A 24,824-nucleotide genomic window follows, 5' to 3' on the forward strand; every position below is an offset into this window, starting at 1 on the left:
CATGGAAAAACTAGTCACACTTTGGAACGCAACCGGCATCCATCAGCTAGAAGCTGGTCAAGCCGTTATGATTTTAATCGGCATGCTGTTGCTTTATCTCGCTATCAAGAAAAACTTTGAACCCTTGTTGTTGGTTCCGATTGGTTTTGGTGGCGTATTGGCAAACATTCCGGGTGCCGGCCTGGCGGAAGCCGGCGGTATTTTGCATATTTTTTATACTGTTGGTATTGAAAGCGGTGCCTTTCCCTTAATCATTTTTATGGGTGTTGGCGCCATGACCGACTTCGGTCCGTTACTTGCCAATCCGAAAACCTTGTTTTTAGGCGCGGCAGCCCAGTTTGGTATTTTTGCTACCTTAATGGGCGCTGTCTTGCTTTCTGCGATGGGGGTTTTCGACTTTAGCCTTGCGGATGCTGCTGCTATCGGCATTATTGGTGGTGCCGATGGGCCAACCTCAATTTATGTTGCCAGTAAACTGGCACCTGAATTATTGGGTGCGATTGCTGTTGCTTCCTATTCTTACATGGCACTCGTGCCACTGATTCAGCCGCCAATCATGCGTGCATTGACGACAGAAAATGAGCGAAAAATCCGTATGCATCAGCAGCGTGAAGTCTCTCAACGTGAAAAAATCGTCTTCCCGCTAGTATTACTGATTCTGGTCGCCTTCTTGTTACCTGATGCTGCACCGCTGCTGGGTATGTTCTGCTTCGGTAATTTGATGAAAGAATGTGCCGTGGTCGATCGTTTAAGTAACACCACACAAAACTCTTTGATCAACACGGTAACCATTTTCTTGGGACTTGCTGTAGGCTCTAAGCTCAGCGCAGAGTCTTTCTTGAACCCAACAACATTGGGTATTTTGATTCTGGGTATGGCGGCATTTTCAATTGGTACCGCTTCCGGCGTCATTATGGCGAAACTGCTTAACAAAGTGACCAAAGAGCCAATCAATCCACTTATTGGCTCGGCCGGTGTATCAGCGGTGCCAATGGCTGCCCGTGTCTCCAATAAATTGGGGCTGGAATCCGATAAACATAACTTCCTGCTGATGCATGCAATGGGACCAAATGTCGCCGGGGTAATTGGTTCTGCCGTGGCAGCGGGTATCCTGATTAACTTTGCTTCAGGTTTCTAATCCGTTTTAGTGAGTAGCATTCTCTTCAATGTGCGCTTCAGCGAGTCGGTTACCCCGGCCATGAAGCGCACAATGGAAGCCTGAAAAAGAGGTTCTTGACACAAGCTGCCAATGCCAGTGATGGTTGTCTTCCTGAGGGATTATCTGACGATTGTATAAAAAGGAATCCGTTAAGACTGAGACTTCATCTTGCGTCATGCCGGTTGTCAATGCCTCACAACGCTGTGTTATCTGATCGGTCTCCCACCAGTACGCTACCGGATAAAGTAAAGCGCTAATAATCAGCAACTGCATGACATTTACAATCAATTTCATGTGCGTTTTCCGAAAATAAAAGGGGATTATGCGCTGATTAAATTTATTTACAAATTCAATCCCTATCTTGACTGACTGAGTACGAAAAATGGCATTAGAAAAAATAACGGTTCATATCCACAGTAGCCCGGTCGAACTCTACAAAGTCTTAAAATTTGAGGGGCTCGTCAGCAGTGGTGCAGAAGCCAAATTAGTCATCAGTGATGGCCAAGTGACCGTTAATGGTACGACCGAAACCCGAAAACGTCGCAAATTGGTTGCGGGGGATCAAATTCAGTTTGCCGAATATCTACTCACTCTGATAATGGATTAATCTCGTACCGCTTAACCAGCCTGGCGAAACGTCAGATTGATTCGTTTTCTGCCCAATAATGGATGATGGCCGTCTTTCAGGGGCAATACCCCATGAAAATTCAACCTTTTCGCTCCCCCCCAAACCAGCACATCCCCATGTGATAACAGAATTTGCTGTTTTGCATCATTACGTGCCGTACCGCCAAATTGAAATTTGGCCGGCAAGCCAAGGGAAACCGAGACAATCGGTTGCGTAAAATCCTGCTCATCTCGATCTTGATGCAGCCCCATTTTATCCCCCGGCTGATAAACATTGATTAAACACACATCTGGGATAAATTGACGATATCCTGCCAGCGCAGCGGCTGATTTCGCCAACAACTTGAACGACGCTGGCAGACTTGGCCAGAGTTTACCGGTTAGCGGATCTTCTCTGGTATAGCGGTATCCCGATTTATCTGTTATCCAGCCAAGATCACCACAATTTGTCATTTGTGCTGACATCCAACGTCCACCGGGGGTTTGCATGCGCCTTGGTGGCGATTGATTCATGATGTTTTGCAATGTCGACACCAGCTTATGATCCTGAGCCTCAATTAATGCGTATGCCTTCAACATCATGAGCCCCTCTTCTAATGTAATTTGTTGGCAAGTCTGATCAAATAAATCTTTCACTGGCTCAATTTAAGGCTTCGCGTTTTTGTAATATTTTTTTGTTGTCAGCACCCCAGTGATAACCCGTATTTTTTCCTGATTTATGGCGTACTCGGTGACAAGGAACTAGCACTGCAATTGGATTTTTTGCACACGCATTGGCAACGGCGCGAAACGCCATTGGCTGACCAATTTGGCTCGCAATGTCGCTATAACTGGTCAGTATTCCTGCTGGAATCGTCAGTAACACTTGCCATACTTGTCTTTGAAATGCCGTCCCCTGCATATCCAATTGCAGATTGAGCGGCATAGCTGGGCTTTCAATATGGGCAATTGCTTGTTGCAAAATGTGTGTCATTGGTGGCGTATTATCGAGGCACAGATCCACCGATGGAAAACGGCAATGCAGATCCGCGACCAATTTTTTTACGGAGGCACTGAAAAAAAGAGCGCACACCCCTTTGTCGCTGACAGCAACCAATACGGGGCCTAAAGAGCTTAGTCCCGTGCTGTAACGAATTGTTTTTTTGTCCTTCATACCTGGAAAGTTTACGCTGGCATTCAGCTGTGGTTAAGTACTTTTATGCGATGATCTGCACAAAAATTTCATATCATTACTATTAAGCTGAAAAGAGACTTATTTTGGAAAAGAAAATGCGTTACCTCATTATCGGTTTATTAAGTTGGCCATCATTACTTTACGCGGGTGCAGTTTCACAACTTGGCGAAGGTGATCCACTAAAATTAGTGTACGTAGAAATGCAGTATTTATATCGTGCTGGTTTAGAAATAAACCAAAAGTATACGAATCAAAATGATCCCATCCAGATGATGCAATGTAAGGGGCAATATGATTTTATTCTTACTCGAGCACGTTCAATGATTGGGACGGCAGGCCAAATTAAGGAACCGCTTCTCCGTGACAAAGTCATTGACGCCAGTTGGCATGCCTATGCATGTGCAAGCTGTATGAAGCCGGTCTCAAACTGTGATCCCGTTCCAGAAAACCTTGAAATGATTAAAAATGCTATTTTAGAACAAGAAGAAGCGGAACACGCAAACGAATAGAATTAATGCATTTTGAAGTTAGCGGCTGATCGTGAAACACGAACAAATGTCCGCGCCAATAGTCATCAAAAGTGACCTATCCCTCAACATAAAGTTTGGCTAAATGGTGCGCTAAAAGCACGTCTCAATGAAGGCCACACGTGGTCGTAACGATTTTGATCCATTTGTTAGGCACTGATTTTTCAAACTCCATGTTGGTGGCACATTCAGCTTGTAACAATCGTATCCATTTCCTTAAACATAGATAACCAAGCTTGATGGATTCTGTCCGCAAAACCCTTCCACTACTCCTCAATTGTGTGTACGAGACGTACCGATGAGCCGACTTCGGTTGGTCTAATATAGATGTGGACTTCGTTCGTCGTGCTCTTCGTCATCATCCGTTGCCCATGTAAAGGAAGGCAAGCTGGCTAGGTCGATCAAGGATAAGCGCGCGACAGTTAAAACAGTGCTCAAATCAGTACAGCTTTTACTCAGTTTTGCTTATGCTTATGATGGTATTGATGGGGATTACTGGCTGTCTTCGTGGACACAGCTGGAGGAATAGCCAGCCATGATAGGTAATTTCTGTTATGTATTTGATAAATCTAAAAAAAGAAAGATAAATGAAAAAGATCTCTGGAATTTATAGTGGCTCTGATGTGCACTGGGTTGGAAATGGCTTCCCAGTCAAAACACTTTTTACATATAACAACCATGGTGCAGATCTCAGCCCGTTTCTCTTGATGGACTTAGCGGGTCCTCATCAATTTTCATCAGCTGCTGAGCCACGGGGCGTAGGCAAGCACCCTCACCGTGGTTTTCAGACCGTAACTATTGTGTTTGAGGGAGAAGTTTCACATGCAGACTCTACTGGTGAAGGCGGGACTATCGGTCCAGGAGATGTTCAATGGATGACAGCTGGTAAAGGCATCTTGCACGAAGAGTTTCACTCAGAATCCTTCACAAAATCTGGAGGAATTATTCAAGTAGCACAACTATGGGTCAACCTGCCTGCACAGTATAAAATGACACGTCCGTCCTATCAGCCAATCAAACGTGATCAAATTCCTGTTGTTCAATTTCCAAAGAAACAAGGCCATTTACGTGTCATAGCTGGTGATTATCATGGTGTGAAAGGCCCGGCTCAAACATTTACCCCTATCAATCTATGGGATGTCTATTTAGCGGCTCATAGTGAAATCAACCTCGAGTTGCCCAATAATTGGTCAACCGGATTAGTTGTTGTAGATGGTGATGTAAACATTAATGAGGATAAGACTGCTGCTTCTACGCAAACCATCGTTTTTGAGAGGAAAGGACAGACACTTCGTGTTTCATCAATAAATGGGGCCCACTTCTTGATACTCGCTGGCGAGCCCATTGATGAGCCGGTCGTCGGCTCCGGCCCCTTTGTCATGAATCAAAAGGATGAGATTAAACAAGCGTTAGATGATTTTAAAAATAATCGGTTTTGACAAGCCGAATATTAACCAGCCCCCAAATTTAAGACCATGACATTGTTGAGATTTCCAATGAACTGGGAGAGTCGGAGATCTCAAAATGAAAAAACGCTACAACGAAGACAAATTAGTCGGGCTATCAAATGAAACGAAGCCGGTGCGTGGTGGAAGACATCTGCCATGAAATAGACATATTTAATAGCATCTAACAACTGGCGAGGACGCACGTACAACTGCACCTCTATGAAGTTTGTTGACCATTATAAAACTATTTAGATTTCTCTTTTGTAGCGTCATAACTCACTCCTTGACTCAATTAATATTAAGAAAATGAGCGTGATTTGTTGGCTCTTTTATCCAAGTATTTGCGTCAATAACACTGACCTCGTCGATACCGAGAAAAGCTAAAACATGGCGTAAATAGCCCGTCGCAAAATCCATCTCGCTTCCAATTGGCACACCGCCAGAAGCAACTACCAACCAAGCTTTTTTAACCGTGACTAAGCCCTCTGGTCCATTCTCGGTGTAACGAAAAGTTTCTCTTGCCCGGGCAACAAGGTCTATCCACGCCTTGAGACTTGCTGGAATATTGAAGTTATAAATAGGCGCGCCAATAATCAGATAATCGGCTTCTTTCAGTTCATTAACCAACGTATCTGACTCTTGCAAAGCCGCTATTTGCGAAGAATTTCGCTCATCAGGATCGGTAAAATTGGCATTCACCCATGCTTCGTTTACAAAGGGTAAACCCGCAGCCACATCTCGATCATTAACGACAATGTTTAGTTGTTTCTGCAACAGGTCGGTCACTTCTGCAGTCACAGCACGTGTCAAAGAATCTTGATAACGACTACTGGAATTAACTCTTAACAATTGATTTTGTGGCATCTATTTACTCCTATAACTAGTTTTAATTTATTTTATCGTTTTAAAATAAACCATAAACAGGCAAATAAAGAAATTAATGTTCACAAAATTGGAACAATAATAATGCGTGCCACAATAGAAGAAATGCTGATATTTAAGCGTATCGTTGAGGCGGGAAGTCTCAGTAAAGCCGCTGAACAACTTGATATGGCAAAATCTGCCGTAAGCAGACGTTTAAAAATGCTAGAAGCACGTCTATCTGTCAATTTGCTGCAACGCACAACGCGTCGCCAAATATTGACAGAGGCAGGAGAACATTATTATCGAAATTGTATACGGCTGCTTGATGATATTGCTGAAGTAGAATCCCAAGTTTCTGGCGGTCGTTCTGAAATTAATGGCAGATTACGGATTGCCGTCCCATTATCGTTTGGTTTGGACTACTTAAGCCCAGTTCTATTAAGCTATCAGGCAGATTTCCCCAATGTCTCTTTGGATATTGATTTTAGTGATCAACATGTCGACTTAGTGGCAGGCGGCTTTGATCTTGCTATTCGAATTGGCCAGTTGCCGGATTCTTCACTTCGTGCGCGCCGGTTGTCTTATACGCGTTTATTAATTTGTGCTAGCCCCACTTACTTGGAGGCTAAAGGCATGCCAAAAACGCCTGAAGATTTACGCAAAAACCACGTCGCTTTACATTATTATCAACGCCATGAAAATTGGCCATTTATCGACTCGGGCAAACGTGTTGACGTGGTGGTTGATAGCATCATGCAGGCAAATAATGGCCAGTTTCTCTGTCACGCAGCCAAATCTCATCTCGGACTGATTCGTGCCCCAGACTTTATTTGTCATAAAGCGATAAGTTCGGGTGAACTCATTAAAATACTTTCTGACTACTATATAGAGAATCACATAGGCATTTACGCTGTCACACCAGGGCATCATTACCTGCCCAAACGTTGCGAAATGCTGATTGATTATATTCAGTCAGCATTTCGCCAGAAGACCCCTTGGTTAGAATGCTGAGGTTTGACAAGCTGACCGTACCAGAGTGAAATAACGTCACTAATCATAAGGTGTAAACAATGAGCGATTTGTACGGCAAGCAGCATCGTAATTTGCAACATGAATTTGGACGAGAACAATTGGCAGATCGTGTTAGTGAGGCCATTGTGACTGACATGATTACCGACGAACATAGCGCCTTTATATCGAGTCGGGATTTTTTCTTTTTATCCACTCTTGATCATCGTGGTTTTCCAACGTGCTCTCATAAAGGGGGGGAAATTGGTTTTGTTAAAGTCCTGGATGATAAAACGCTAATGTTTCCTAGCCTTGATGGTAATGGCATGTATTTATCAATGGGGAATATTGATCAACACCAACAAGTTGGTCTGTTATTTATTGATTTTGAAACACCACACCGTGTCCGAGTGCATGGCCACGCAAAGTTAAGCCGAGATCCGGCTGATTTAGGGCACTTTCGTGAAGCCGAATTAGTCGTGAAAGTGACCATCGCAGAGATCTTTCAAAACTGTCCACGGTATATCCATCGTTATCAGCGTGTTACCCCATCACGATATATCCCCTCTTCGCAGTGCCCAACGCCAATCGCGACTTGGAAACGGCTAGACGTTGTGCAGGATGTTATTTCTGATGTAGAGCGCGAAAAAGTATCGCAAAGCGGAGGAGAAATCGATTTCGATACCTATGTCAAACTATTAGGCGAAGGTAAAGCCTGAAGGCTATCAACGTAAGTGATGCTAACCACACCTTTAGAGTAAGAGACGCTCCCGCTTTTACCGTCGGCGTCGGCAAAGCAATCTATTGATACAACGACGCTACGTGTTACTGCGGCAATATAACCATACTGACTAAATAAGATGTATAAGCAACAAAAGCAGTTAGTAGCAACGCACCCTCAATACGATTAATTCGGCCTGGCCCCCTGAAGCCATAGGCAAAAATAAATAATATCACCGTCAAACCTGCCATCACCGCAATATCACGAGATAAAATTTCCGGCGGTACATTTGTCGGACTGATCAGACCAGCAATTCCGACTACGGTAAGCGTGTTAAATAAATTGGAGCCAATCACATTTCCTAAAGCAATGTCGTGCTCACCTTTCTTTACCGCCATCAACGAGGAAGCTAATTCTGGTAAAGATGTGCCAACCGCGATAATCGTTAATCCGATGATCAAATCACTAACGCCAAGTGCTGTCGCTATATCAACCGCTCCCCAGACCAAAATCCGCGAGCTAACAACTAAGACAACAATTCCGGTGATCAACCAGAAAATCGCTTTGTTCAACGGCATCGCATAATTATCCACTTCTTGCTGCATATCTACGCCCATAGCATCTGGTGAGCCTTGCATGCCTTGATAAATACTCCAGCCCATCAAAACAACAAAAACAATCATCAAAACGATGGCATCCCAGCGTGACAAATGACCATCCGCTAATTGAATAGCCGCCAATGCCGTGACTGCGAGCAATACCGGCATCTCTTTTCGCAAAACTTGAGAATTGACTGCAATAGGGCTCAATAATGCTGTCACCCCTAAAATCAAGGCAATGTTACTGATGTTAGATCCATAGGCATTACCTAATGCAATGCCAGGATTTCCCTGGAGTGACGCTAAAGCAGACACCACCATTTCAGGCGCTGATGTGCCAAACCCAACAATCACCATACCAATCAGTAACGGTGACATTCCAAAATATTTGGCTGTCACGGCAGCACCTTCAATAAATTTATCGGCACTCCAAACCAAAAAAATTAGCCCGACAATTACTGCTGTTAATGCCAAAGTCATGCAAAACCGTCCAAATTTAAAGTGAAAAGAGTTAAAACGAAGTTGACTAAACGTGCAAAATGACAATAAATCCTGATCAAGCCAACTCATTCAGGTCACCACCAAGCAACCCGTTTACCGTTAATAATGATTAGTTTTCTGTCAGCCAGTAAAAACTAAAACCCGGCATAATCAGTGTCTGATCAAATTGTTCTGGACGTCGTCCAGTGACCGCATCAATCAGCTCTCGTGAAGTGGACTGCCCCCAACCGCCTAGTTCAGATAAATCAAGCTTTTGTGGTCTACTATCAAAATTACTGACTAACAGTACACGCTCACTGGGTTTACGGGTATGGTAACGTTCAAAAACAAATAAATGCGGATTCGTCACATCCCACAATTCACGGTTATTGAAATCCGCAAATGCTTCCAATTCCTTGCGAACGGCAATCATGGTTTTCAGTTGATTGAAAATACGGTATTCCACCGTTCCGGGAGTTTGTCTTTTATCGGCTTTTTGCCAATCAATAAACGGTCTGTGCACCCAGCGCGAATCATCCATTTTGACGGGATCGGATTTATAGCTTTCATCATTTACCGTGCCAATTTCATCGCCATAATACAGTAGTGGAATACCACCAAACGTTAAAATCAGGTTATGTAACAAAAGTACCAGTGCAATTGCGTCATCAATCGCTTGAGGGTCACCCGATTCAATCGCATATTGCAAGCCAACTAAGGCAGCCAATGAACCTGAAATCCTGGTATCACCCGTTTTATCGTTTTGACCAAAAGGCACCCCTCGCGCATGGGAGCCCTCAAACTGACCCGTAAAATAATCAATCAAAAAACGTCGATGTTCGGCTGGCTCATAGCCAGTTGAAGCAATATCCCGGTCATCAAAGCCTAAGCCAATATCATCATGACAACGAATGTAATTCAGCCAAGTGGCGCCATCCAGTTTAACTGGCAGACTTTTGATACCTTGATTCAGTAATTGCGCATTTTTAGTCGCAACCGCATCCCACATTAATGCCATAAAGGTAGCGTTGTAGGCGATTTCACACTCTTTGGCAATGACAGCATCTTCACCAAAATATTTGATGACCTCAACGGGAGCAACAATGGCCTCGGCAATAAACAACACGCCCGGTGCCGTAACTTGGCAACAATCCTTAAGCAATTGCAAAATTAAATGCGCTTCACGCTCATTCTGACAAACACTGCCAATTTTTTTCCATAAAAATGCCACCGCATCTAAACGGACAATATCGGCACCCTGATTTGCCCAGAACAAGATGACATCTAACATTTCGATGAACACTGCCGGGTTGCTGTAATTCAGATCCCACTGGTAATTATTAAAAACCGTCATAACCCAGCGTTGCATCTTGTCATCCCAAGTAAAATTACCTGGTGCCGTTTCCGGAAAAACCTCCGGCATGCTTTGTTCAAACATATCCGGCACATGCCGGTTTTCAAAAGTGTAATAATAATCACGATAAGGCGGATAGCCATCCCGGGCTTTCTGTGCCCACTCATGCTGATCCGAGGTGTGATTCAACACCACATCCAACACCAGCAGCATGTCACGTTGGTGCATGTCTGCGGCAAGATCACGCAAATCTTGCAAACTACCGATGCGCGGATCGATTTCTCGAAAGTTGCTGACTGCATAGCCGCCATCACTTTTCCCCTCGGGGCAACGCATTACCGGCATAATGTGTAATAAATTGACCCCAAGTTCATGAAAGTAATTAAGATGATCTCGCATGCCATTGATATTTTTAGCAAAACCATTTGCATACATGGCCATTCCGACCCATTTCTGATGCAAAAACCAGTTGTAGTCTTGCTCTCGGTCAATGTCACGCTGCCGCATCGTCTCGGGTCGATTTATGTATTGACGCGCCATTGTCTCAACCAGACGTTGCGCCTGTTCCGCAAAGTCGGGCCGTTTGCCATAGAGCTTTTCAAATAAGCTATGAATCGCATAAAAATTAGCACCAAGGCGAGTATAAAAATAGCGTAAATCTACCCGGGAAAATTCTGGCTCTATCTGATTCAGAATCGCGTTCAGCAGCGAATGTGATCGTTGTTCGTACATAGTTAATCAATAAATTTCTGATAAAAATTGCGATCTTCGGTGACGGCACCACGCAAGCCCACCACCGCCGCTGCAAAATCACGTGCTTTAGGCACAATCCGATTCACCGGCCAGCCTTGCATTAAGCCATGAAGATACATCGCGGAAAAGGCATCACCAGCCCCCACACTGTCAGCTACTTGCTCCACTTTGCCTGCCGAAAATTCGATCAGTTCCCCATCATTGCAACGCACCATCACGCCCTGTTCGCCTCGTGTCACAATAAGGTGCTCCGCCTGAAAATGACTTTGCATACGCTGCATGTCCTGAGCAATATCCGCCGAGTTAAAACCAAGCGCCTGTAATTCAGCAATATTCAACTTTATCCAGCGCGCTTTCTCCAGCAGTCGAAACAAATCCTGTTTGTTCCACCAAGGCTCCCGCAGATTGATGTCAACAAAAATCGAAACTGCTGCCGATTGGGTAAGATGTGCCAGAGATTGCTGGTTTGCAGCATGCCGTAAAGCCAAGCTGCCATGATAAACAATGGCATCATTTTGTAGCACAGGCAGTTTGGCTGAACTAATTGCATCGTAGGCGACATGATCCTTAATCTCGTAAAATGGCTCGCTGCCTCGCAGCGTGACCTGAACAGAGCCTGTCGGCAAATCAGCGGATGTTTGCATGCCTTCAAGCCGCATCTGCCAGTTTTTCATTGCTTCTTTTATCGCATCACCACGGTCATCCTGACCGACACAGGAAATAAACACCGGATCTTCTGCCAAAGCCTGTAAATGCCAGGCTACGTTGAACGGCGCCCCACCCAGTTTTTCTTGATCCTGAAAACAATCAAACAAAGCCTCTCCGTAGATCGCTAGTTTTGCTTGAGTCGGGGAAGTATCGGAATCAATCATAAAAGGTCTCCGTTTGTAACGATTGCCGGAATGCGGGTGAAAAGTGCCAAACACCTTGTAAAACACCGGCACTGTAATTGCCATTCATACCCAGTGGCCCGTTATCACGTGCGATATATAATTTATCAAGGCACCCCTGCTCATTCGCCAATTGATACGCCAGCGATTTGATTTCTGCGCTGGCATTGTTAACCAGTACGGACTGAACTGGACTAGCCAAGACCGGCATATCGTTGCCACTATCTCCAGCGAAAACCGTCTCGTGATCCTGATAGCCCAATTGTTGTTGCAAAAACTGAATGGAATGCAGCTTGGTCGCGTGCTTGGGTAGCACATCAATTAAGCCAATATTGGTCAGCTCATCGACGCTCCACATCACGGTTGCGGCAATATTTTTTTCTTCCATACGTTGCTGCATGGCTTGAATAACCGGCGTCTTATCCTGATAAAGTGGCAAATAGTAGCTGAGTTTGTGCGTATTCTGCTTGCTCATTTCCTGTAGCTTTAAGCCGCGAATATCACGCAGTAACAGCTTCAGATCCTGATGTGAATATCCCTGCCAGTCTTGTGCGATTTCATCCCGCCAGCTTTGTAATTCCTGCCATCCTTGCCCGAACTGATAGATTTTGGTGCCAACATCCGTGATGACATAGTCTGGTTGGGGCAATTGATAACTGCGAATGGCTTTGTCTACTAACTGCCGGTGGCGACCGGTAACATAGACCAGCGCGACATTGTCCTGATGACAAAACGCTCGAAAACGACGCCTTGCTTTTGGGTGCTCTGGCTGCATGCCATTCGGAATCACCGTTCTGTCCATGTCGGTGCACAGTAATAAACGATCGGTCATGGAAGGTTATCCAGCTTTTAATTCAAAAAAACGATAATGCGTCAGCGCCTCCAGAATGCCGGCAGCATAGGGCTTTTCAGCAAAGTAAATATGTGAAGTATCTTCCAGCTGAGACAATTCTTCATGGTGTCGATTTGCCACTACGGCAGAGAGCATGTTGCCCCGCATCATATCTTCATCCGCCCCACTGCCGCCTGCAACAAAAATTTGCTCCAAAGGTAACTGCCAGCGTTCTGCAACATAACGCAAGGCCATTCCTTTGGAAGCACGCAATGGCATAATATCCAGAAACTGTCCAAATGCCAGCTGCACATGTACCGATTGCTCTTCACGATGCAATAAGCTTTTTACTGTCTCCAGAGAAGTTTGCTGGGGATCAATGTAGTAACTGATTTTGAACTCACTTTGTTCTTCTTTGGGCTGACGACTGACGCCTGGCAAATCATCAAGTAATTCAGCCACTTTTCGTGGTTGCCAATGATGATCTATATGGCGTTGCCAAGCCGTATCTGGTGTCAGTTTCGGGGCATAGCAAATTTCCGTTCCAGAGCTGGTAATCAGAATATCCGGCTCCGGAATACCATGCTTTTTCATCAATTTTAAAGCACGATCCAGCCTTCGCCCCGTGGCAATCGCAAACTTGGTTGTTTTTCGGTGCTGGCGAAGTAACTGCATCAATGTCTTCAGCGCATCATCATCGCCCAACAGATTTAAATCCAGATCAGTCACCAAAGCGCGTTCAACCCGTGACAGCGGTTGGACATCGGCAGGCATCGATAGCGGCTTGACAGTCGACGCCAGCGGCATCACCCACTGCAGGTATTGCTTGGCATGCGCTTCCCAGGAATAGTTTGCCCGCACGCCATCCAGCCCATTTTGCTGACATTGCTGCCAATAGGTCTTATCCGATAACAATTTGCTGATTGCCTGACTAATTGTCTCAGGTTCTAGCGGATCAATTAATTCGCCGTTGTGGCAATTAGCCAAAATATCACGAGGTCCACCATCTTCTGTCGCCACAATCGGCAAGCCACTGGCCGCCGCTTCAATCAAGGTCAGTCCAAATGGTTCTGTCAACGCTGGATTGACAAAGACCCCGCCGCTGGCGGCAGCGATACGATAGATTTGAGGCACTTGGTCCCGGCGGTGATGTTTAGGCATGGTAACTTTGCCATACAAATCATAACGATCAATCGTTAACAACAGCTCTTTGAATACCGACTGTGCGCCTTTATCCAAATCAGCTATATCATCGCGGTTACCGGCAATAATCAACAGATTCGCTTGTTGCTGCAAGTACTTGTCTTCGCCATAAGCCGTCAATAAGGCATTAATGTTTTTTCGTTTATCAGGTCGTGACAAAGCGAGAATCAAAGGCTTGTCTGGTTGCGTTAAGCTCTGCGTCAAATCTGCATAAAACTCGGTGTGCTGTTCATCACCACGTGGTGGAATAAACTGGGTAATATTGGTCCCCGGAGGAATAACCCGCATTTTTTCCGGCTGATAATGATCATACAGCTCGTATTGCTCTTCAATTTCCTGATGAGTACTGGTAATCACCTGCTCCGCAGTAGCCAAAGTAATTTCTTCTGCTTCGATTCTCCGCGTCATGTTATACAACAACTCAAGTTGCGTATTATCAACGCCCCCAGCCAGTAACCGGCGACGTTTTACTCGCCCTAATGAGTGCCCGGTGTGCACCAGAGGCAACCCCAACTGATTTGCAACATGGGCTCCAACCAGGCCAGCATCAGCATAGTGACTGTGGATCAGCGCTGGTAATTGTGGCTGTTGTCGAAAATAGCGAACCAGAGTGTCCGCAAAACTATCGAGATGCTCCCAGAGCTGTTCTTTAGGCAAATAATTTTCTGGCCCGGCGTCAATACGCACAATGCTCAGTTTGTCATTAAAATGCTCTTGAGCCTGGGCATACGCTTCATCAACGTTCGGATCGGCAACCCGTCTGGTAATCAGTTCGACTTTGCCGACCTCGGGTAATTTCGACAACGCTTCCGCCAATTCCAGTACATACAAGGTCTGACCGCCGGTATCTGCATCTCGACCCAGCTCCAGGTTGTCGCCACGGATGAGACCATGGATACTGATCAATGCAATATAAAGTGGTTTTTTTGGCTGCGTCATAGCGTCGGATCGGGTTCCAGATTAAATTCAGGGTCAGGTAAATAGCATTAAGCCGCTCTTTGTATTAAAACTACCTGCTCGCCAGCGCATTGACAAATAATCTGACAAACTATTTTGTCATTTACTGGTCAGTGTTGAATCAACATATCATGATAAAGGTGCATACTATGCAACGCTACCTGAACAGCTTGGCAATTTTGTTCGGCTTGCTCTTCACCAGCCCTTTGGTTTTGGCTGATTCCGGCTTGATAGAGGCCGTGAATGACACACGCCGTGATGCACAAAATCGTGCCAGAGATTCAGCACGCCACCCAGAGCAAACCCTGGCATTTTTCCAAATCGAGCCTGGCATGCGCGTCGCAGAAATTTGGCCGGGACGCGGGTGGTATACCGAAATTCTGGCACCATGGCTAAAACAAGGTGACGGTCATCTAATCGCTGCGGGATTTCCGGCAGATATGGGACCAGACTGGCGACAACAGCTTCGTAACAGCTATAACGATTGGCTGAGTAGCGACACAACGCGTTTTGATGAAGTTGAAATCATCGAATTTGGTCCCGGACACTGGCAAATTACCCAAGCCAATAGCCTGGATGCCATTGTTACTTTCCGAAATGTGCATAACTGGGTAAAAGCCGAGACAGCAGAGGCTGCGTTTTCGGCTATGTTCGAGGCACTCAAACCGGGTGGGGTTCTAGGGGTGACTGACCATCGCGCCAAACCAGGGACAGATAGGGAGACAATGAAAAAAACGGGTTATCTAACTGAATCCCTTGTCATCGGACTTGCCGAGCAGGCTGGATTCAAGCTCGATGCAACCAGTGAAATCAATGCTAATCCCGCCGATACAACCCGGCATCCGAATGGCGTCTGGAGCCTGCCGCCGACACTGCGAATTGCTGATGAGGACAAAGCTAAATATCAAGCTATCGGTGAAAGTGATCGCATGACTTTACGCTTCATTAAGCCGCAAAATATCTCATTGCCGGACGGTTAATTTCGATATAAGGCCCGGTTGAGCGTTACGATATTTTCCGTGCTGATTTGCTTGGGACAACTGCGTTCACATTCACGATAGTTACTGCAACTACCAAAGCCTTCTGCCTGCATCTGGGCGAGCATTTTTGCTGGTCGTTCCGCGTCCAGTTTGCCTTGTGGCAAGCTGGATAAGTGACTCACCTTGGCGGCAACAAATAAGGTCGCCGAGGCGTTTGGACAAACAGCAACACAAGCGCCACATCCAATACAAGTGGCGGCATCAAATGCCTTGTCGGCAACTTTTTTGGCAACCGGTATGGTATTTGCCTCGGGTGCAGCACCGGTTCTTACCGGAATATAGCCGCCCGCCTGAATTAGCCGATCCAAAGCACTGCGGTCGGTTATCAAGTCCTGAATAACCGGAAAAGCAGCGGCCCGCCAGGGCTCAATCCATAGTTCTTTTTGATCCTGATAATCACGCATATATTGCTGACAACTGGTTGTTGCTCTGTGCCGGCCATGGGGCTCACCGTTAATGACTAAACTGCAACTCCCACAAATTCCTTCCCTGCAGTCATGATCAAAAGCAACCGGTTCTTCGCCAGCTTGAATCAGCTGCTCATTCAGCGCATCGAGCATCTCCAAAAATGATGACTCGGCTGATACCTCAAGTTCATAACGCCTAAAATTACCTGACTCGGCCGGTCTCGATTGACGCCAGATGTGCAAAATAAACTTCATTGGTAGTTCCTGATACCAGGACTGACAAAATCAAAATGCAGCGGCTCTTTTACCAAAATTGGCTCACTGACATTGCCGCTATATCGCCAAGCCGAGACGTAGGAAAATTGGTTATCGTGACGCTGCACTTCGCCCGTTGGCGTCAAATGCTCCACGCGGGCATGACAGCCGCAGGACTCTTCCCGTTGTAAGGCATCTCTGCACATCAACTCTGCCAGTTCCATAAAATCTGCAATGCGACCAGCGCGTTCCAGTACCTGATTTATCTGCTTATTATCGCCCGTTATCTTGACCTGCTGCCAATAGGCTTCACGTAACTGCTGGATCTGCATAATGGCTTGACGTAAATCATGATCATTGCGCGCCATGCCACAGTTATCCCACAAAATTTGTCCCAGTCGTCGATGGAAGTCATCGGGACTGTGCTTCGGATCCGGCGCGGAGAGTAATCGGGATAAGTGTTTTTGGACTGACAAGCGCGTTTCTGCTACTTCAGGATAATCTGCGTCTGCGAGTGGCTTTTGCCTGGCCAGGTAATCTGAAACCGTCGCTGGCAGAATAAAATAACCATCAGCCAAGCCTTGCATCAAAGCACTGGCACCAAGACGATTCGCCCCATGATCAGAAAAGTTAGCCTCGCCACCAGCAAACAGGCCATCAATCGTCGTCATCAAATTATAATCAACCCATAAGCCGCCCATGGTGTAGTGCACTGCTGGGTAGATACGCATGGGTTGCTGCGTCGGATCTTCCGAGGTAATACGGTGATACATTTCAAATAAATTACCGTATTTTTCATTAATGGTTGTCGCGCCTTGCTCAACGATAGCATCAGCAAAATCCAGATAGACACCTAATTTTTGTCCATTAATTTCATGGCCTACCCCGCGTCCTTCATCACAAATAAGCTTAACCGCTCGCGAGGCAATATCTCTGGGCACCAGATTGCCAAAAGCCGGATACATGCGTTCCAGGAAGTAATCGCGATCTGACTCGGCAATCTCATTCGGATTGCGATCACAATCTTTGGCATGTTTGGGCGCCCAAATCCGACCATCATTACGAAGTGATTCGCTCATCAAGGTCAATTTAGACTGTAATTCTCCATGCTGGGGAATACAGGTTGGGTGGATTTGCGTAAAGCTCGGATTAGCGAACAAGGCGCCTTTCTTGTGCGCGCGCCAGATGGCAGAGGCATTACAGCCTTTCGCATTTGTCGACAGGTAATAGGCATTACCATAACCGCCAGTACATAATAAAACGCAGTCTGCCAGATGTGAGACCAGTTCACCGGTCAGCAGGTTACGGGTAATGATGCCTTTTGCCTGTCCCTTAATTAAAATCAGATCCTGCATCTCAGTCCGGGAAAGATGGCGAATATGGCCCAACGCCACCTGACGACTCATTGCCTGATATGCCCCCAGTAACAATTGCTGTCCGGTTTGACCGCGCGCATAGAAAGTTCGCGACACCTGAGCGCCACCAAATGACCGATTTGCCAGATAACCACTGTACTCCCGAGCAAAAGGCACACCCTGTGCCACAGCTTGATCAATGATGCCAGTACTTAATTCTGCAAGTCGAAAGACGTTGGATTCACGTGCACGAAAGTCACCACCTTTGATCATGTCGTAAAAAAGCCGCCAGACACTATCACCATCGTTATGATAGTTCTTGGCCGCATTAATACCACCTTGTGCGGCAATACTATGCGCACGTCGCGGGCTATCCTGAAAACAGACTGTGGTGACCTGATAGCCCATTTCAGCCAAAGATGCAGCGGCTGATGCACCCGCAAGACCAGTGCCAACAACAATAATTCGATAATGTTTCCGGTTGGCCGGGCTGACGACACGTAAATTATATTTATGCTGCGTCCAGCGTTGCTCCAGTGGCCCCTTTGGGCTATGCCCATCCAGTTGAATCGTCTCGTTCATGGTGTACTCCAAAATGCCATTATTGGCACCACGGCAAAGCCGCCTATCAACAACGCCACCAGTAATAAACAAAGATACAGATATTGTTTTGATGTTTTCCCTAATGTCTGCAACACATTGGGTAACGCATGACCAAGATGTAAAGCCATTAAACCCAGTCCTGCCAGATAGATCAGGACTTGATGACCCTCAGCGAATAGTTTTCGGGTTTGACCATGAATATCAGCGCCACCAAAAAACCACATTTGCGCCAGATGATAAATCATGAACGCCAGAATAAGACTAATGACGATAGAGACCAGCCAGGATGGAATCCAGTGGTGCTGACGATGATAGTACGCAATTGGCCTTGCCTTACGATTATGCCGCCGTATTTGCACCGCAACCCAGACATGTAAGGCCAACGCAATGACCATGACAATCCAAACAGGCCAGCGAATTAAAGGCTGATTGTATAACGCGTAAACCTGATTAAATGTGGCCGGATCAACAAAACTCAGATTGACCAGCATGTGTATTACCAAATAAATCGTAAGCACCATTCCTGCCAGAGCCATCAGGCGCTTTTTTATTTGCAGCAGCGCCATTAACTCTCCCGACTCATTTGAACCTTATCCTGCTCGGAAACCGGTTTTAGCTTTTCTCTGGCAATGGTTCTAACGCAGCTGTTCCATCGCAAGATCGACTCATCATTATGCTCAGGCCGGATTTTTTCAGCCTGCTGATAACACTGCAACGCTTTGACAAAGTAATCATAAGCAAATGCGCGTGACATCGGTTGACTAAGCATAAAACGAGCACGCCGTTCAAAATAAATACCTGTGTAATACTGCTGCTGATAGGGATTATCCAACAGTTCGATAGCCGTCTCGATGGCTTGAAATGGAGACTGGCTGCCACTGACATCGATTTGATCCGTCAAAGCCAAAATATAGATGATACGTGCCTGTTGATTATCAGGCTGAATATGAAGCACATCCAGACAAATACTCTCCGCAATTTCAGGTTCCAGTAACGAACGATACTGGCGAGCACGATCTATTGCTAACTCAACTGAATCTGCGTGGATGTCATGCAGACTTAACTCCATGATGACCTCTTGTTTCTCCGCACCGTTAACCCGGCTGCTTCTGTCAATCTAAATTAATCCCCCCTGCATTTCAATGCAGGTCCAATAACGTGTTTAGACATAGAGTCACTATCTGAATTCTGGTATCTTAACCGGTTTTTCAATGACAAATTTTTGAGACGTCATGCAACGACACATTCTGGTAACCAGCGCCCTGCCCTACGCTAATGGATCTATTCACTTGGGTCACTTGGTGGAATACATCCAAACTGACATCTGGGTACGATTTCAAAAAATGCGCGGCCACGCCTGCCACTATGTTTGTGCCGATGATGCGCATGGCACGCCAATCATGCTCCGAGCCCAAAATGAAGGCATCTCAGCAGAACAACTGATTGCGAAAGTCAGTGAAGAACATCAGGCTGACTTTGCTGCGTTTAATATCGGTTTTGACCACTATCACAGTACGCACAGTGACGAAAACCGTACTTTATCGAACCAGATCTATCTGGCTAACCGGGACGCAGGCCATATCGAAAGCCGCACCATCAGTCAGGCCTATGATCCAGAAAAAGAAATGTTTCTTCCGGATCGTTTTATCCGTGGCGAGTGCCCAAAATGTGGCGCCGCTGATCAATATGGCGATAATTGTGAAGCTTGTGGTGCAACCTACGAACCGACTGAACTGAAAAATCCGGTTTCTGCGGTTTCTGGCGCTACGCCCATCACCAAAGACTCAGAACATTACTTCTTTAAACTGGGCAATTTTGAGCAATTATTGCGCGATTGGACAGGGGGCGAGCATCTGCAACCTGAAGTCAGCAGAAAACTGGCCGAATGGTTTGAATCAGGTCTGCAAGACTGGGATATTTCCCGCGACACTCCTTATTTTGGCTTTGAAATTCCAGATGCTCCAGGGAAATTCTTCTACGTCTGGATGGATGCCCCCATCGGCTATTTGGCCAGTTTCAAACATTACTGCGATAAACAAGGCATTGATTTTGATGCCTTTATGAAGCCTGATAGCCAGACGGAAATGGTGCATTTTATTGGTAAAGACATTATTTACTTTCATGCCTTGTTCTGGCCAGCCATGCTCAGTGGTGCTGGTCTACGCCTGCCAAACCGGATTTTTGCTCACGGATTTTTAACGGTTGATGGCAAAAAAATGTCCAAGTCGCGCGGCACTTTTATTAAGGCGCGCACTTACCTGAATCACCTTAATCCCGAGTATCTTCGGTATTATTTTGCGGCTAAACTCGGCAATGGTATCGAAGATATCGATTTAAGCCTTGCTGATTTTCAGAATCGTATCAATGCTGATCTGGTTGGCAAAGTGGTCAATATTGCCAGCCGTTGTGCTGGATTTATCAACAAAAAATTTGATGGCAAACTGACACAAACCCTGGCGGACCCTGCTTTGTTTCGGGTATTCACGGCAGAGTCAGAAAATATTGCGCGCCGCTATGAACAACGCGAATATGCCCAGGCCATGCGTGAAATTATGGCGCTGGCCGATAAAGCTAATCAATACATTGATGAACAAAAACCCTGGGTTTTAGCAAAAGATCCTGAACAACAAGATGCCGTTCAAGCTGTTTGCAGTCTCGGTATCAATCTGTTCCGCATTCTGATTGCCTATCTCAAACCCGTCTTACCGGCTACGGCGCAGCAAGCAGAAGCTTTTCTTAACATCCCGGCCCTGCAATGGGAATCTATCGGCACACCAATGCTGGATCACGTTATTAGACCATTTACGCCACTAATGACGCGTATTGAGTCTGACAAAATCACTGCCTTGCTGGAGGAATCAAAGGAAACGCTCGAAACCGAGGTAAAACCAACGCAAACTACCGCACCACCTGCTGATATTGAACCCCTCGCGCATGAAATTAACTTTGATGATTTTGCCAAGCTCGATCTGCGTATTGCCCTGATTCAAAATGCAGAGCACGTCGAGGGTGCTGACAAGTTGCTTAGATTAACGCTCGATATCGGTTTAGGAGAAAAACAAGTTTTTGCCGGTATTAAATCTGCCTACCAGCCGGAGCAGTTAATCGGTAAATTAACGGTCATGGTTGCCAATCTCGCACCACGTAAAATGCGTTTCGGCCTATCGGAAGGCATGGTTTTAGCGGCTGGCCCTGGTGGAAAAGATTTATTTATCCTCAACCCAGATCAAGGCGCCACACCAGGCATGCGAGTCAAATAAAGGTGATAATAAAAAGCCGGCGAGAGCCGGCTTTTTAAGTAAATTACATTTCTTTTTCCATGCCAATTTCATAAAGCTCAAGGTTGGCTTCCTCTATTTCACCTGTAATAGCATCGACATCGACTTTGTATTCACGGCCGTGAACATTAACGATGTCATATTCATAGGTGACCTCACCTTCCATGCCAACCTCATATTCCATTGCAACAACATCGCCAGGGACAAAATCTGTCGCAATTTGTCGTGCTTCTGACTCAGAAATCTTCGCATACTTTTTAAATATGGCATCATCTGCACCAGCTTCACGCTCAACTTCGGTTACAAAGCCCTCTTCAGCATTACACTCAACATTATAAGTTTGACCATCAGCACTTGCCTCAATGTCAAATTCATAGGTTGGGTCATCACCTTCCATTTTCATTTCAAGTTTCCGCGCATTACCAGGAATGGTATCTAAGGCGGCATCGAGACAGGTTTCCATCTTTACGATATCCCATGCTCGAATATCATCAAGATCAAAATTATCGCTATCTGCAATCGCATTTCCGGTAAATCCAATTACCGCAATGAGTGGCAGGAGTTTCATTGATTTGTTCATGATTATGCTCCAATGTGACGGTTTAAAAATACATTCTCCACCCGCAAGAGCAATGAAAATTATTATTATCTGGTAGGGAATTTTTCCTATACCGATTTTGATTATAACTAAAACCCGATATTTTTCAAAAAATATCGGGCTAGTTGATTTACGCGGCTTTAATGTCGATTTTTCGACCTTGTGTTCTGACCGACTTTGGAAGAGAGACTCTCAATACGCCATCTTGGTAGTTTGCCGTAATGCCATCGACATCAATATTGTCTGGCAAAGTAAATCGGCGAAGAAATTTCCCATTAACTCGCTCATTGCGTTGAAAAGCGATTGTTTCATCTTGTGCAAAGCCAGTGCGTTGACCATCAATGGATAACACCCCGTTATCGGCTGTAATCTCAATTTCTGTCAAGTTAACACCAGGCACATCTACATAAACCGTAAAACCTGCTTCTGATTCAACGATATCAACCGCGGGTGACCATTGTGTCTCGTTTTTACTCACCGACGCGCCAATCACTGAGGACATGTCTCGTTGTAACTGATCTAGTAAACCAATAGGTCGATAAAACTTCGTCGCCATCACAACCTCCACAATCTAATTCATTTTGAAAACAAGGCTTTGTTCAAGTAATTAGATGTGGTCAGCAACGATCATTTCAAGATAAAGCGCGTTGATTAGTTGAAAATAATGGCCTGACCGTGTTGACAATTACGGTTTTATAATTCCAAGTGCTACAGCGATATTTGCCAGATCGGCCGTCGTATTTGCATTTAGTTTATTTTTGATAGTGGTGTTGTAATTGGCCACCGTTTTGTAACCAAGGTGTAATTCGGCAGCGACCTCATGCGCCGTCAAGCCTTTTGCTGTTCGACAAAAAACATCAAACTCTCGCGGCGAAAGTAATTCAACTACCTCACCATAATGCAAGGTTGCCGCGGGTTGTTTAAAATCATCAAGTCCGGGAAGTATTTCAGGGTCGATATAACGCTGACCTTGCATAACTTTTGATACTGCTTCCGCTAAAACTTCAGCGGCGCTATTTTTCGTCACATATCCTTTTGCACCGGCTTGCATAGCACGTTCAACATAGACAGACTCGTCATGAATACTGTAAACGAGAATAATTGCCGCGGGATCTTGACGCTTTAATCGTCGAATCGTTTCCAAGCCGCCAATCCCTGGCATAGATAAGTCCATCACAACCACATCAGGGTGACTTCGTTCATACTCATGACAAACGAGCTCTCCCCGATCCACGTCGGTAATCTGACCGATAAAGGCTTGTGATGATAGCAACATACGGAAGCCCGCTCTAACGACGGCATGGTCATCTACCAATAAAACATCAATTTTCTTATCGTTCATCCTGCTGTTTCTCATCTATCGGCATCCACGCCTGAACACTTGCTCCCTGATTAGGGACAGATTCAAACCGGAAACGTCCCCCCATATTTTCAACGCGTTCACGCATAGCCAAGATACCAAAACCCGGTTGCTTTTCATCAATACTTTTGCCTTGGCCATCGTCTTTAATTCGCATTACGACTCGCGGGGTGCTTGTCTCACCTTCTTTAATAACTTGAATCCAGATATGCGTTGCATTTGCGTGACGTACCACATTGGTCAGCGACTCCTGCACAATACGGTACACATGAATTGCCAATTCATGTGGTATAGCATCAAGCCGATGGTCATACTGTAAATTAATTTTAAGTGCTGGATAACGGCGTCTAGATTCGTTCACCATATCAGACAACGTTGCACCCAGCCCCAAATCGGTCAGACTGAGCGGATGCAATGTCCGCATCATTGATCTCACGACCCCTGATAAATGCGTACAAATTTCTATCATCGAGTCAGAAATTTGCACATGATTTGCGGTCTCTTTGCGATTGGTCACCGCCATCGCCTTAATTGCTGTTAACGACTGCCCCATTTCATCATGTAACTCCCGAGAAAGGTTACGACGCTCATTTTCTTGAATATGCATCGTATGTCTTGCTAGTGCTTGGTTACTATCTCTTGCCGCTTGCAATGCGTCAGTCAAATTGTTGATTTCACTGGCAATAACATCAAACTCACTAATTTGAAAATTGGGCAGTTTTTTGCCATATTGGCCTGACTCTACCCGACGAAGCCCTATCACAATGCTATGAACAGTCCGTAGCATTGAATTAAAAACCACATTAATCGCCAGAAAAATAACGCCCATCATCGCCACAACAGACCAAAAATAAGATTGAGACTCACCCCACGCCTCTTCAATCTCATCAATTGGATCAGCGCGAATAATCATCTTTTTATTTCGCCCATCAGCAAGTTGAATATTGTATTCAGCTTGCGGATAATCATTAATAACCAAGTTAACGAACCAGTCCGGTGGTATCTTTTGGCTATCACGCAATACGTCTTCTTGAAACCATTCAACCTCTTCGCCCATATCATTAACAATCGAAATATTGATATGGCGAATCTTTTGAATTGTACTTACTTGCCGAAGCCAATCGAACTCGGATAAAGACGACCGCGATAAATGACTGAAGCCCAAATCAATCATTTGCAAAGCGAGATTAAATGAAGAGTCCACTTCACGTTCAACGGCTTTTCTGGCTTGCCAAACTGTCAGCAGACCACCGACAATAATAATCAATAAAACCGTAATAATAATGCGGACATTAATTAGACCACGAAGACTCATTAGATGATGGCTTACCT

Annotated in this window: 25 protein-coding genes; 8 read left to right on the forward strand and 17 right to left on the reverse strand. The window is 45.5% G+C overall.

All coding sequences use genetic code 11. The features are described 5' to 3' along the window. The first annotated feature begins 1 nt into the window (after position 1). Positions 2-1,138, forward strand: a complete 1,137-nt coding sequence (locus tag Q7C_RS01115; RefSeq protein WP_014702862.1) for a sodium ion-translocating decarboxylase subunit beta — start codon at positions 2-4, stop codon at positions 1,136-1,138. 6 nt (positions 1,139-1,144) lie between these two features. On the opposite strand, the gene Q7C_RS01120 is transcribed toward Q7C_RS01115, so the two are convergent. Continuing rightward, positions 1,145-1,453: a hypothetical protein gene (locus Q7C_RS01120; protein WP_014702863.1), complete on the reverse strand. Its 309-nt coding sequence runs from the start codon at positions 1,451-1,453 to the stop codon at positions 1,145-1,147. 88 nt (positions 1,454-1,541) lie between these two features. On the opposite strand from Q7C_RS01120, the gene Q7C_RS01125 reads away from it, so the two are divergent. Then, positions 1,542-1,766 carry an RNA-binding S4 domain-containing protein gene (locus tag Q7C_RS01125; protein ID WP_014702864.1) on the forward strand — a complete coding sequence of 75 codons (225 nt, stop codon included), beginning with the start codon at positions 1,542-1,544 and terminating at the stop codon, positions 1,764-1,766. A gap of 11 nt (positions 1,767-1,777) precedes the next feature. Here Q7C_RS01125 and alkB read toward each other — a convergent pair whose 3' ends face one another. Then, a complete protein-coding gene (alkB, locus tag Q7C_RS01130; RefSeq protein ID WP_041366342.1) occupies positions 1,778-2,422 on the reverse strand; it encodes a DNA oxidative demethylase AlkB in 645 nt (214 codons plus the stop codon). A 4-nt stretch (positions 2,423-2,426) separates the two neighbouring features. Then, complete coding sequence (locus tag Q7C_RS01135; RefSeq protein ID WP_014702866.1) at positions 2,427-2,939, reverse strand: methylated-DNA--[protein]-cysteine S-methyltransferase; 513 nt, start codon at positions 2,937-2,939, stop codon at positions 2,427-2,429. Between the two features lie 116 nt (positions 2,940-3,055). Between Q7C_RS01135 and Q7C_RS01140 the strand changes: the two genes are divergently transcribed. Both Q7C_RS01140 and Q7C_RS01145 read left to right on the forward strand, forming a co-directional pair. After that, positions 3,056-3,469 carry a hypothetical protein gene (locus tag Q7C_RS01140; protein ID WP_014702867.1) on the forward strand — a complete coding sequence of 138 codons (414 nt, stop codon included), beginning with the start codon at positions 3,056-3,058 and terminating at the stop codon, positions 3,467-3,469. A 605-nt stretch (positions 3,470-4,074) separates the two neighbouring features. Further along, on the forward strand, positions 4,075-4,926 hold the full coding sequence (locus tag Q7C_RS01145; RefSeq protein ID WP_014702868.1) for a pirin family protein: 852 nt from the start codon (positions 4,075-4,077) through the stop codon (positions 4,924-4,926). 297 nt (positions 4,927-5,223) lie between these two features. On the opposite strand, the gene Q7C_RS01150 is transcribed toward Q7C_RS01145, so the two are convergent. Continuing rightward, complete coding sequence (locus tag Q7C_RS01150; protein ID WP_014702869.1) at positions 5,224-5,799, reverse strand: FMN-dependent NADH-azoreductase; 576 nt, start codon at positions 5,797-5,799, stop codon at positions 5,224-5,226. Between Q7C_RS01150 and Q7C_RS01155 the strand changes: the two genes are divergently transcribed. Then, positions 5,791-6,810, forward strand: a complete 1,020-nt coding sequence (locus Q7C_RS01155) for a LysR family transcriptional regulator (RefSeq protein ID WP_238532330.1) — start codon at positions 5,791-5,793, stop codon at positions 6,808-6,810. The genes Q7C_RS01150 and Q7C_RS01155 overlap by 9 nt on opposite strands. A 59-nt stretch (positions 6,811-6,869) precedes the next feature. Then, positions 6,870-7,526, forward strand: coding sequence for a pyridoxamine 5'-phosphate oxidase family protein (locus Q7C_RS01160; RefSeq protein ID WP_014702871.1), 657 nt, complete (start codon positions 6,870-6,872; stop codon positions 7,524-7,526). A 106-nt stretch (positions 7,527-7,632) separates the two neighbouring features. Here the strand turns inward: Q7C_RS01160 and Q7C_RS01165 are convergent, their stop codons facing one another. The 5 genes from Q7C_RS01165 to Q7C_RS01185 are packed head-to-tail and all read right to left on the reverse strand — an operon-like array spanning position 7,633 to position 14,578. Continuing rightward, positions 7,633-8,697 (reverse strand): calcium/sodium antiporter, encoded by a 1,065-nt coding sequence (locus Q7C_RS01165; protein WP_014702872.1) that lies wholly within the window; start codon positions 8,695-8,697, stop codon positions 7,633-7,635. A 40-nt stretch (positions 8,698-8,737) separates the two neighbouring features. Beyond that, positions 8,738-10,693 (reverse strand): alpha-amylase family glycosyl hydrolase, encoded by a 1,956-nt coding sequence (locus Q7C_RS01170; protein ID WP_014702873.1) that lies wholly within the window; start codon positions 10,691-10,693, stop codon positions 8,738-8,740. A 2-nt stretch (positions 10,694-10,695) separates the two neighbouring features. Then, complete coding sequence (locus Q7C_RS01175) at positions 10,696-11,586, reverse strand: PfkB family carbohydrate kinase (RefSeq protein ID WP_041366345.1); 891 nt, start codon at positions 11,584-11,586, stop codon at positions 10,696-10,698. Further along, positions 11,579-12,436 carry an HAD-IIB family hydrolase gene (locus tag Q7C_RS01180; protein ID WP_014702875.1) on the reverse strand — a complete coding sequence of 286 codons (858 nt, stop codon included), beginning with the start codon at positions 12,434-12,436 and terminating at the stop codon, positions 11,579-11,581. Before Q7C_RS01180 ends, Q7C_RS01175 begins: the two co-directional genes overlap by 8 nt. A 6-nt stretch (positions 12,437-12,442) precedes the next feature. Further along, the gene (locus Q7C_RS01185; protein WP_014702876.1) at positions 12,443-14,578 is read right to left on the reverse strand and encodes an HAD-IIB family hydrolase; all 2,136 of its coding nucleotides are present in this window, start codon (positions 14,576-14,578) and stop codon (positions 12,443-12,445) included. A gap of 167 nt (positions 14,579-14,745) precedes the next feature. Between Q7C_RS01185 and Q7C_RS01190 the strand changes: the two genes are divergently transcribed. Further along, positions 14,746-15,576 carry a class I SAM-dependent methyltransferase gene (locus Q7C_RS01190; RefSeq protein WP_014702877.1) on the forward strand — a complete coding sequence of 277 codons (831 nt, stop codon included), beginning with the start codon at positions 14,746-14,748 and terminating at the stop codon, positions 15,574-15,576. Here the strand turns inward: Q7C_RS01190 and Q7C_RS01195 are convergent. From Q7C_RS01195 to Q7C_RS01210, 4 genes are read right to left on the reverse strand one after another with little or no spacing between them, the layout of a single operon-like run. Continuing rightward, positions 15,573-16,298 (reverse strand): succinate dehydrogenase/fumarate reductase iron-sulfur subunit, encoded by a 726-nt coding sequence (locus Q7C_RS01195; protein ID WP_014702878.1) that lies wholly within the window; start codon positions 16,296-16,298, stop codon positions 15,573-15,575. The genes Q7C_RS01190 and Q7C_RS01195 overlap by 4 nt on opposite strands. Beyond that, on the reverse strand, positions 16,295-18,235 hold the full coding sequence (locus tag Q7C_RS01200) for a fumarate reductase/succinate dehydrogenase flavoprotein subunit (protein WP_014702879.1): 1,941 nt from the start codon (positions 18,233-18,235) through the stop codon (positions 16,295-16,297). The genes Q7C_RS01195 and Q7C_RS01200 overlap by 4 nt, the downstream gene beginning before the upstream one ends. Beyond that, a complete protein-coding gene (locus tag Q7C_RS01205; protein ID WP_014702880.1) occupies positions 18,232-18,822 on the reverse strand; it encodes a succinate dehydrogenase/fumarate reductase transmembrane subunit in 591 nt (196 codons plus the stop codon). Before Q7C_RS01205 ends, Q7C_RS01200 begins: the two co-directional genes overlap by 4 nt. Further along, complete coding sequence (locus tag Q7C_RS01210; protein WP_014702881.1) at positions 18,822-19,325, reverse strand: hypothetical protein; 504 nt, start codon at positions 19,323-19,325, stop codon at positions 18,822-18,824. The genes Q7C_RS01205 and Q7C_RS01210 overlap by 1 nt, the downstream gene beginning before the upstream one ends. 163 nt (positions 19,326-19,488) lie before the next feature. On the opposite strand from Q7C_RS01210, the gene metG reads away from it, so the two are divergent. Beyond that, entirely contained in the window at positions 19,489-21,516 is a 2,028-nt protein-coding gene (metG, locus tag Q7C_RS01215) for a methionine--tRNA ligase (RefSeq protein WP_014702882.1), read from the forward strand. Positions 21,517-21,559: 43 nt separating this feature from the next. On the opposite strand, the gene Q7C_RS01220 is transcribed toward metG, so the two are convergent. The 4 genes from Q7C_RS01220 to Q7C_RS01235 form a co-directional block, all read right to left on the reverse strand. After that, positions 21,560-22,114, reverse strand: a complete 555-nt coding sequence (locus Q7C_RS01220) for a PepSY domain-containing protein (RefSeq protein ID WP_014702883.1) — start codon at positions 22,112-22,114, stop codon at positions 21,560-21,562. Positions 22,115-22,262: 148 nt separating this feature from the next. Then, on the reverse strand, positions 22,263-22,688 hold the full coding sequence (locus Q7C_RS01225) for an Hsp20/alpha crystallin family protein (RefSeq protein ID WP_014702884.1): 426 nt from the start codon (positions 22,686-22,688) through the stop codon (positions 22,263-22,265). Between the two features lie 129 nt (positions 22,689-22,817). After that, positions 22,818-23,474, reverse strand: a complete 657-nt coding sequence (locus Q7C_RS01230; protein WP_014702885.1) for a response regulator — start codon at positions 23,472-23,474, stop codon at positions 22,818-22,820. Then, positions 23,464-24,807, reverse strand: coding sequence for a sensor histidine kinase (locus tag Q7C_RS01235; protein WP_014702886.1), 1,344 nt, complete (start codon positions 24,805-24,807; stop codon positions 23,464-23,466). The genes Q7C_RS01230 and Q7C_RS01235 overlap by 11 nt, the downstream gene beginning before the upstream one ends. Positions 24,808-24,824: the final 17 nt, after the last annotated feature.

This window comes from Methylophaga frappieri (assembly GCF_000260965.1).
In the GTDB taxonomy this organism is placed as follows: Bacteria; Pseudomonadota; Gammaproteobacteria; order Nitrosococcales; family Methylophagaceae; genus Methylophaga; species Methylophaga frappieri.

What these genes read in the sequence shown, in the direction of transcription:
- Q7C_RS01220 (WP_014702883.1), bottom strand. Translation starts at nt 22,114, where the DNA reads ATGAACAAATCAATGAAACTCCTGCCACTCATTGCGGTAATTGGATTT.
- Q7C_RS01185 (WP_014702876.1), bottom strand. Translation starts at nt 14,578, where the DNA reads ATGACGCAGCCAAAAAAACCACTTTATATTGCATTGATCAGTATCCAT.
- Q7C_RS01210 (WP_014702881.1), bottom strand. Translation starts at nt 19,325, where the DNA reads ATGGAGTTAAGTCTGCATGACATCCACGCAGATTCAGTTGAGTTAGCA.
- Q7C_RS01195 (WP_014702878.1), bottom strand. Translation starts at nt 16,298, where the DNA reads ATGAAGTTTATTTTGCACATCTGGCGTCAATCGAGACCGGCCGAGTCA.
- Q7C_RS01190 (WP_014702877.1), top strand. Translation starts at nt 14,746, where the DNA reads ATGCAACGCTACCTGAACAGCTTGGCAATTTTGTTCGGCTTGCTCTTC.
- Q7C_RS01160 (WP_014702871.1), top strand. Translation starts at nt 6,870, where the DNA reads ATGAGCGATTTGTACGGCAAGCAGCATCGTAATTTGCAACATGAATTT.
- Q7C_RS01135 (WP_014702866.1), bottom strand. Translation starts at nt 2,939, where the DNA reads ATGAAGGACAAAAAAACAATTCGTTACAGCACGGGACTAAGCTCTTTA.
- Q7C_RS01225 (WP_014702884.1), bottom strand. Translation starts at nt 22,688, where the DNA reads ATGGCGACGAAGTTTTATCGACCTATTGGTTTACTAGATCAGTTACAA.
- Q7C_RS01150 (WP_014702869.1), bottom strand. Translation starts at nt 5,799, where the DNA reads ATGCCACAAAATCAATTGTTAAGAGTTAATTCCAGTAGTCGTTATCAA.
- Q7C_RS01180 (WP_014702875.1), bottom strand. Translation starts at nt 12,436, where the DNA reads ATGACCGATCGTTTATTACTGTGCACCGACATGGACAGAACGGTGATT.
- Q7C_RS01115 (WP_014702862.1), top strand. Translation starts at nt 2, where the DNA reads ATGGAAAAACTAGTCACACTTTGGAACGCAACCGGCATCCATCAGCTA.
- Q7C_RS01165 (WP_014702872.1), bottom strand. Translation starts at nt 8,697, where the DNA reads ATGAGTTGGCTTGATCAGGATTTATTGTCATTTTGCACGTTTAGTCAA.
- Q7C_RS01120 (WP_014702863.1), bottom strand. Translation starts at nt 1,453, where the DNA reads ATGAAATTGATTGTAAATGTCATGCAGTTGCTGATTATTAGCGCTTTA.
- Q7C_RS01175 (WP_041366345.1), bottom strand. Translation starts at nt 11,586, where the DNA reads ATGATTGATTCCGATACTTCCCCGACTCAAGCAAAACTAGCGATCTAC.
- Q7C_RS01230 (WP_014702885.1), bottom strand. Translation starts at nt 23,474, where the DNA reads ATGAACGATAAGAAAATTGATGTTTTATTGGTAGATGACCATGCCGTC.
- Q7C_RS01205 (WP_014702880.1), bottom strand. Translation starts at nt 18,822, where the DNA reads ATGGCGCTGCTGCAAATAAAAAAGCGCCTGATGGCTCTGGCAGGAATG.
- Q7C_RS01140 (WP_014702867.1), top strand. Translation starts at nt 3,056, where the DNA reads ATGCGTTACCTCATTATCGGTTTATTAAGTTGGCCATCATTACTTTAC.
- Q7C_RS01170 (WP_014702873.1), bottom strand. Translation starts at nt 10,693, where the DNA reads ATGTACGAACAACGATCACATTCGCTGCTGAACGCGATTCTGAATCAG.
- Q7C_RS01200 (WP_014702879.1), bottom strand. Translation starts at nt 18,235, where the DNA reads ATGAACGAGACGATTCAACTGGATGGGCATAGCCCAAAGGGGCCACTG.
- Q7C_RS01125 (WP_014702864.1), top strand. Translation starts at nt 1,542, where the DNA reads ATGGCATTAGAAAAAATAACGGTTCATATCCACAGTAGCCCGGTCGAA.
- Q7C_RS01235 (WP_014702886.1), bottom strand. Translation starts at nt 24,807, where the DNA reads ATGAGTCTTCGTGGTCTAATTAATGTCCGCATTATTATTACGGTTTTA.
- metG (WP_014702882.1), top strand. Translation starts at nt 19,489, where the DNA reads ATGCAACGACACATTCTGGTAACCAGCGCCCTGCCCTACGCTAATGGA.
- Q7C_RS01145 (WP_014702868.1), top strand. Translation starts at nt 4,075, where the DNA reads ATGAAAAAGATCTCTGGAATTTATAGTGGCTCTGATGTGCACTGGGTT.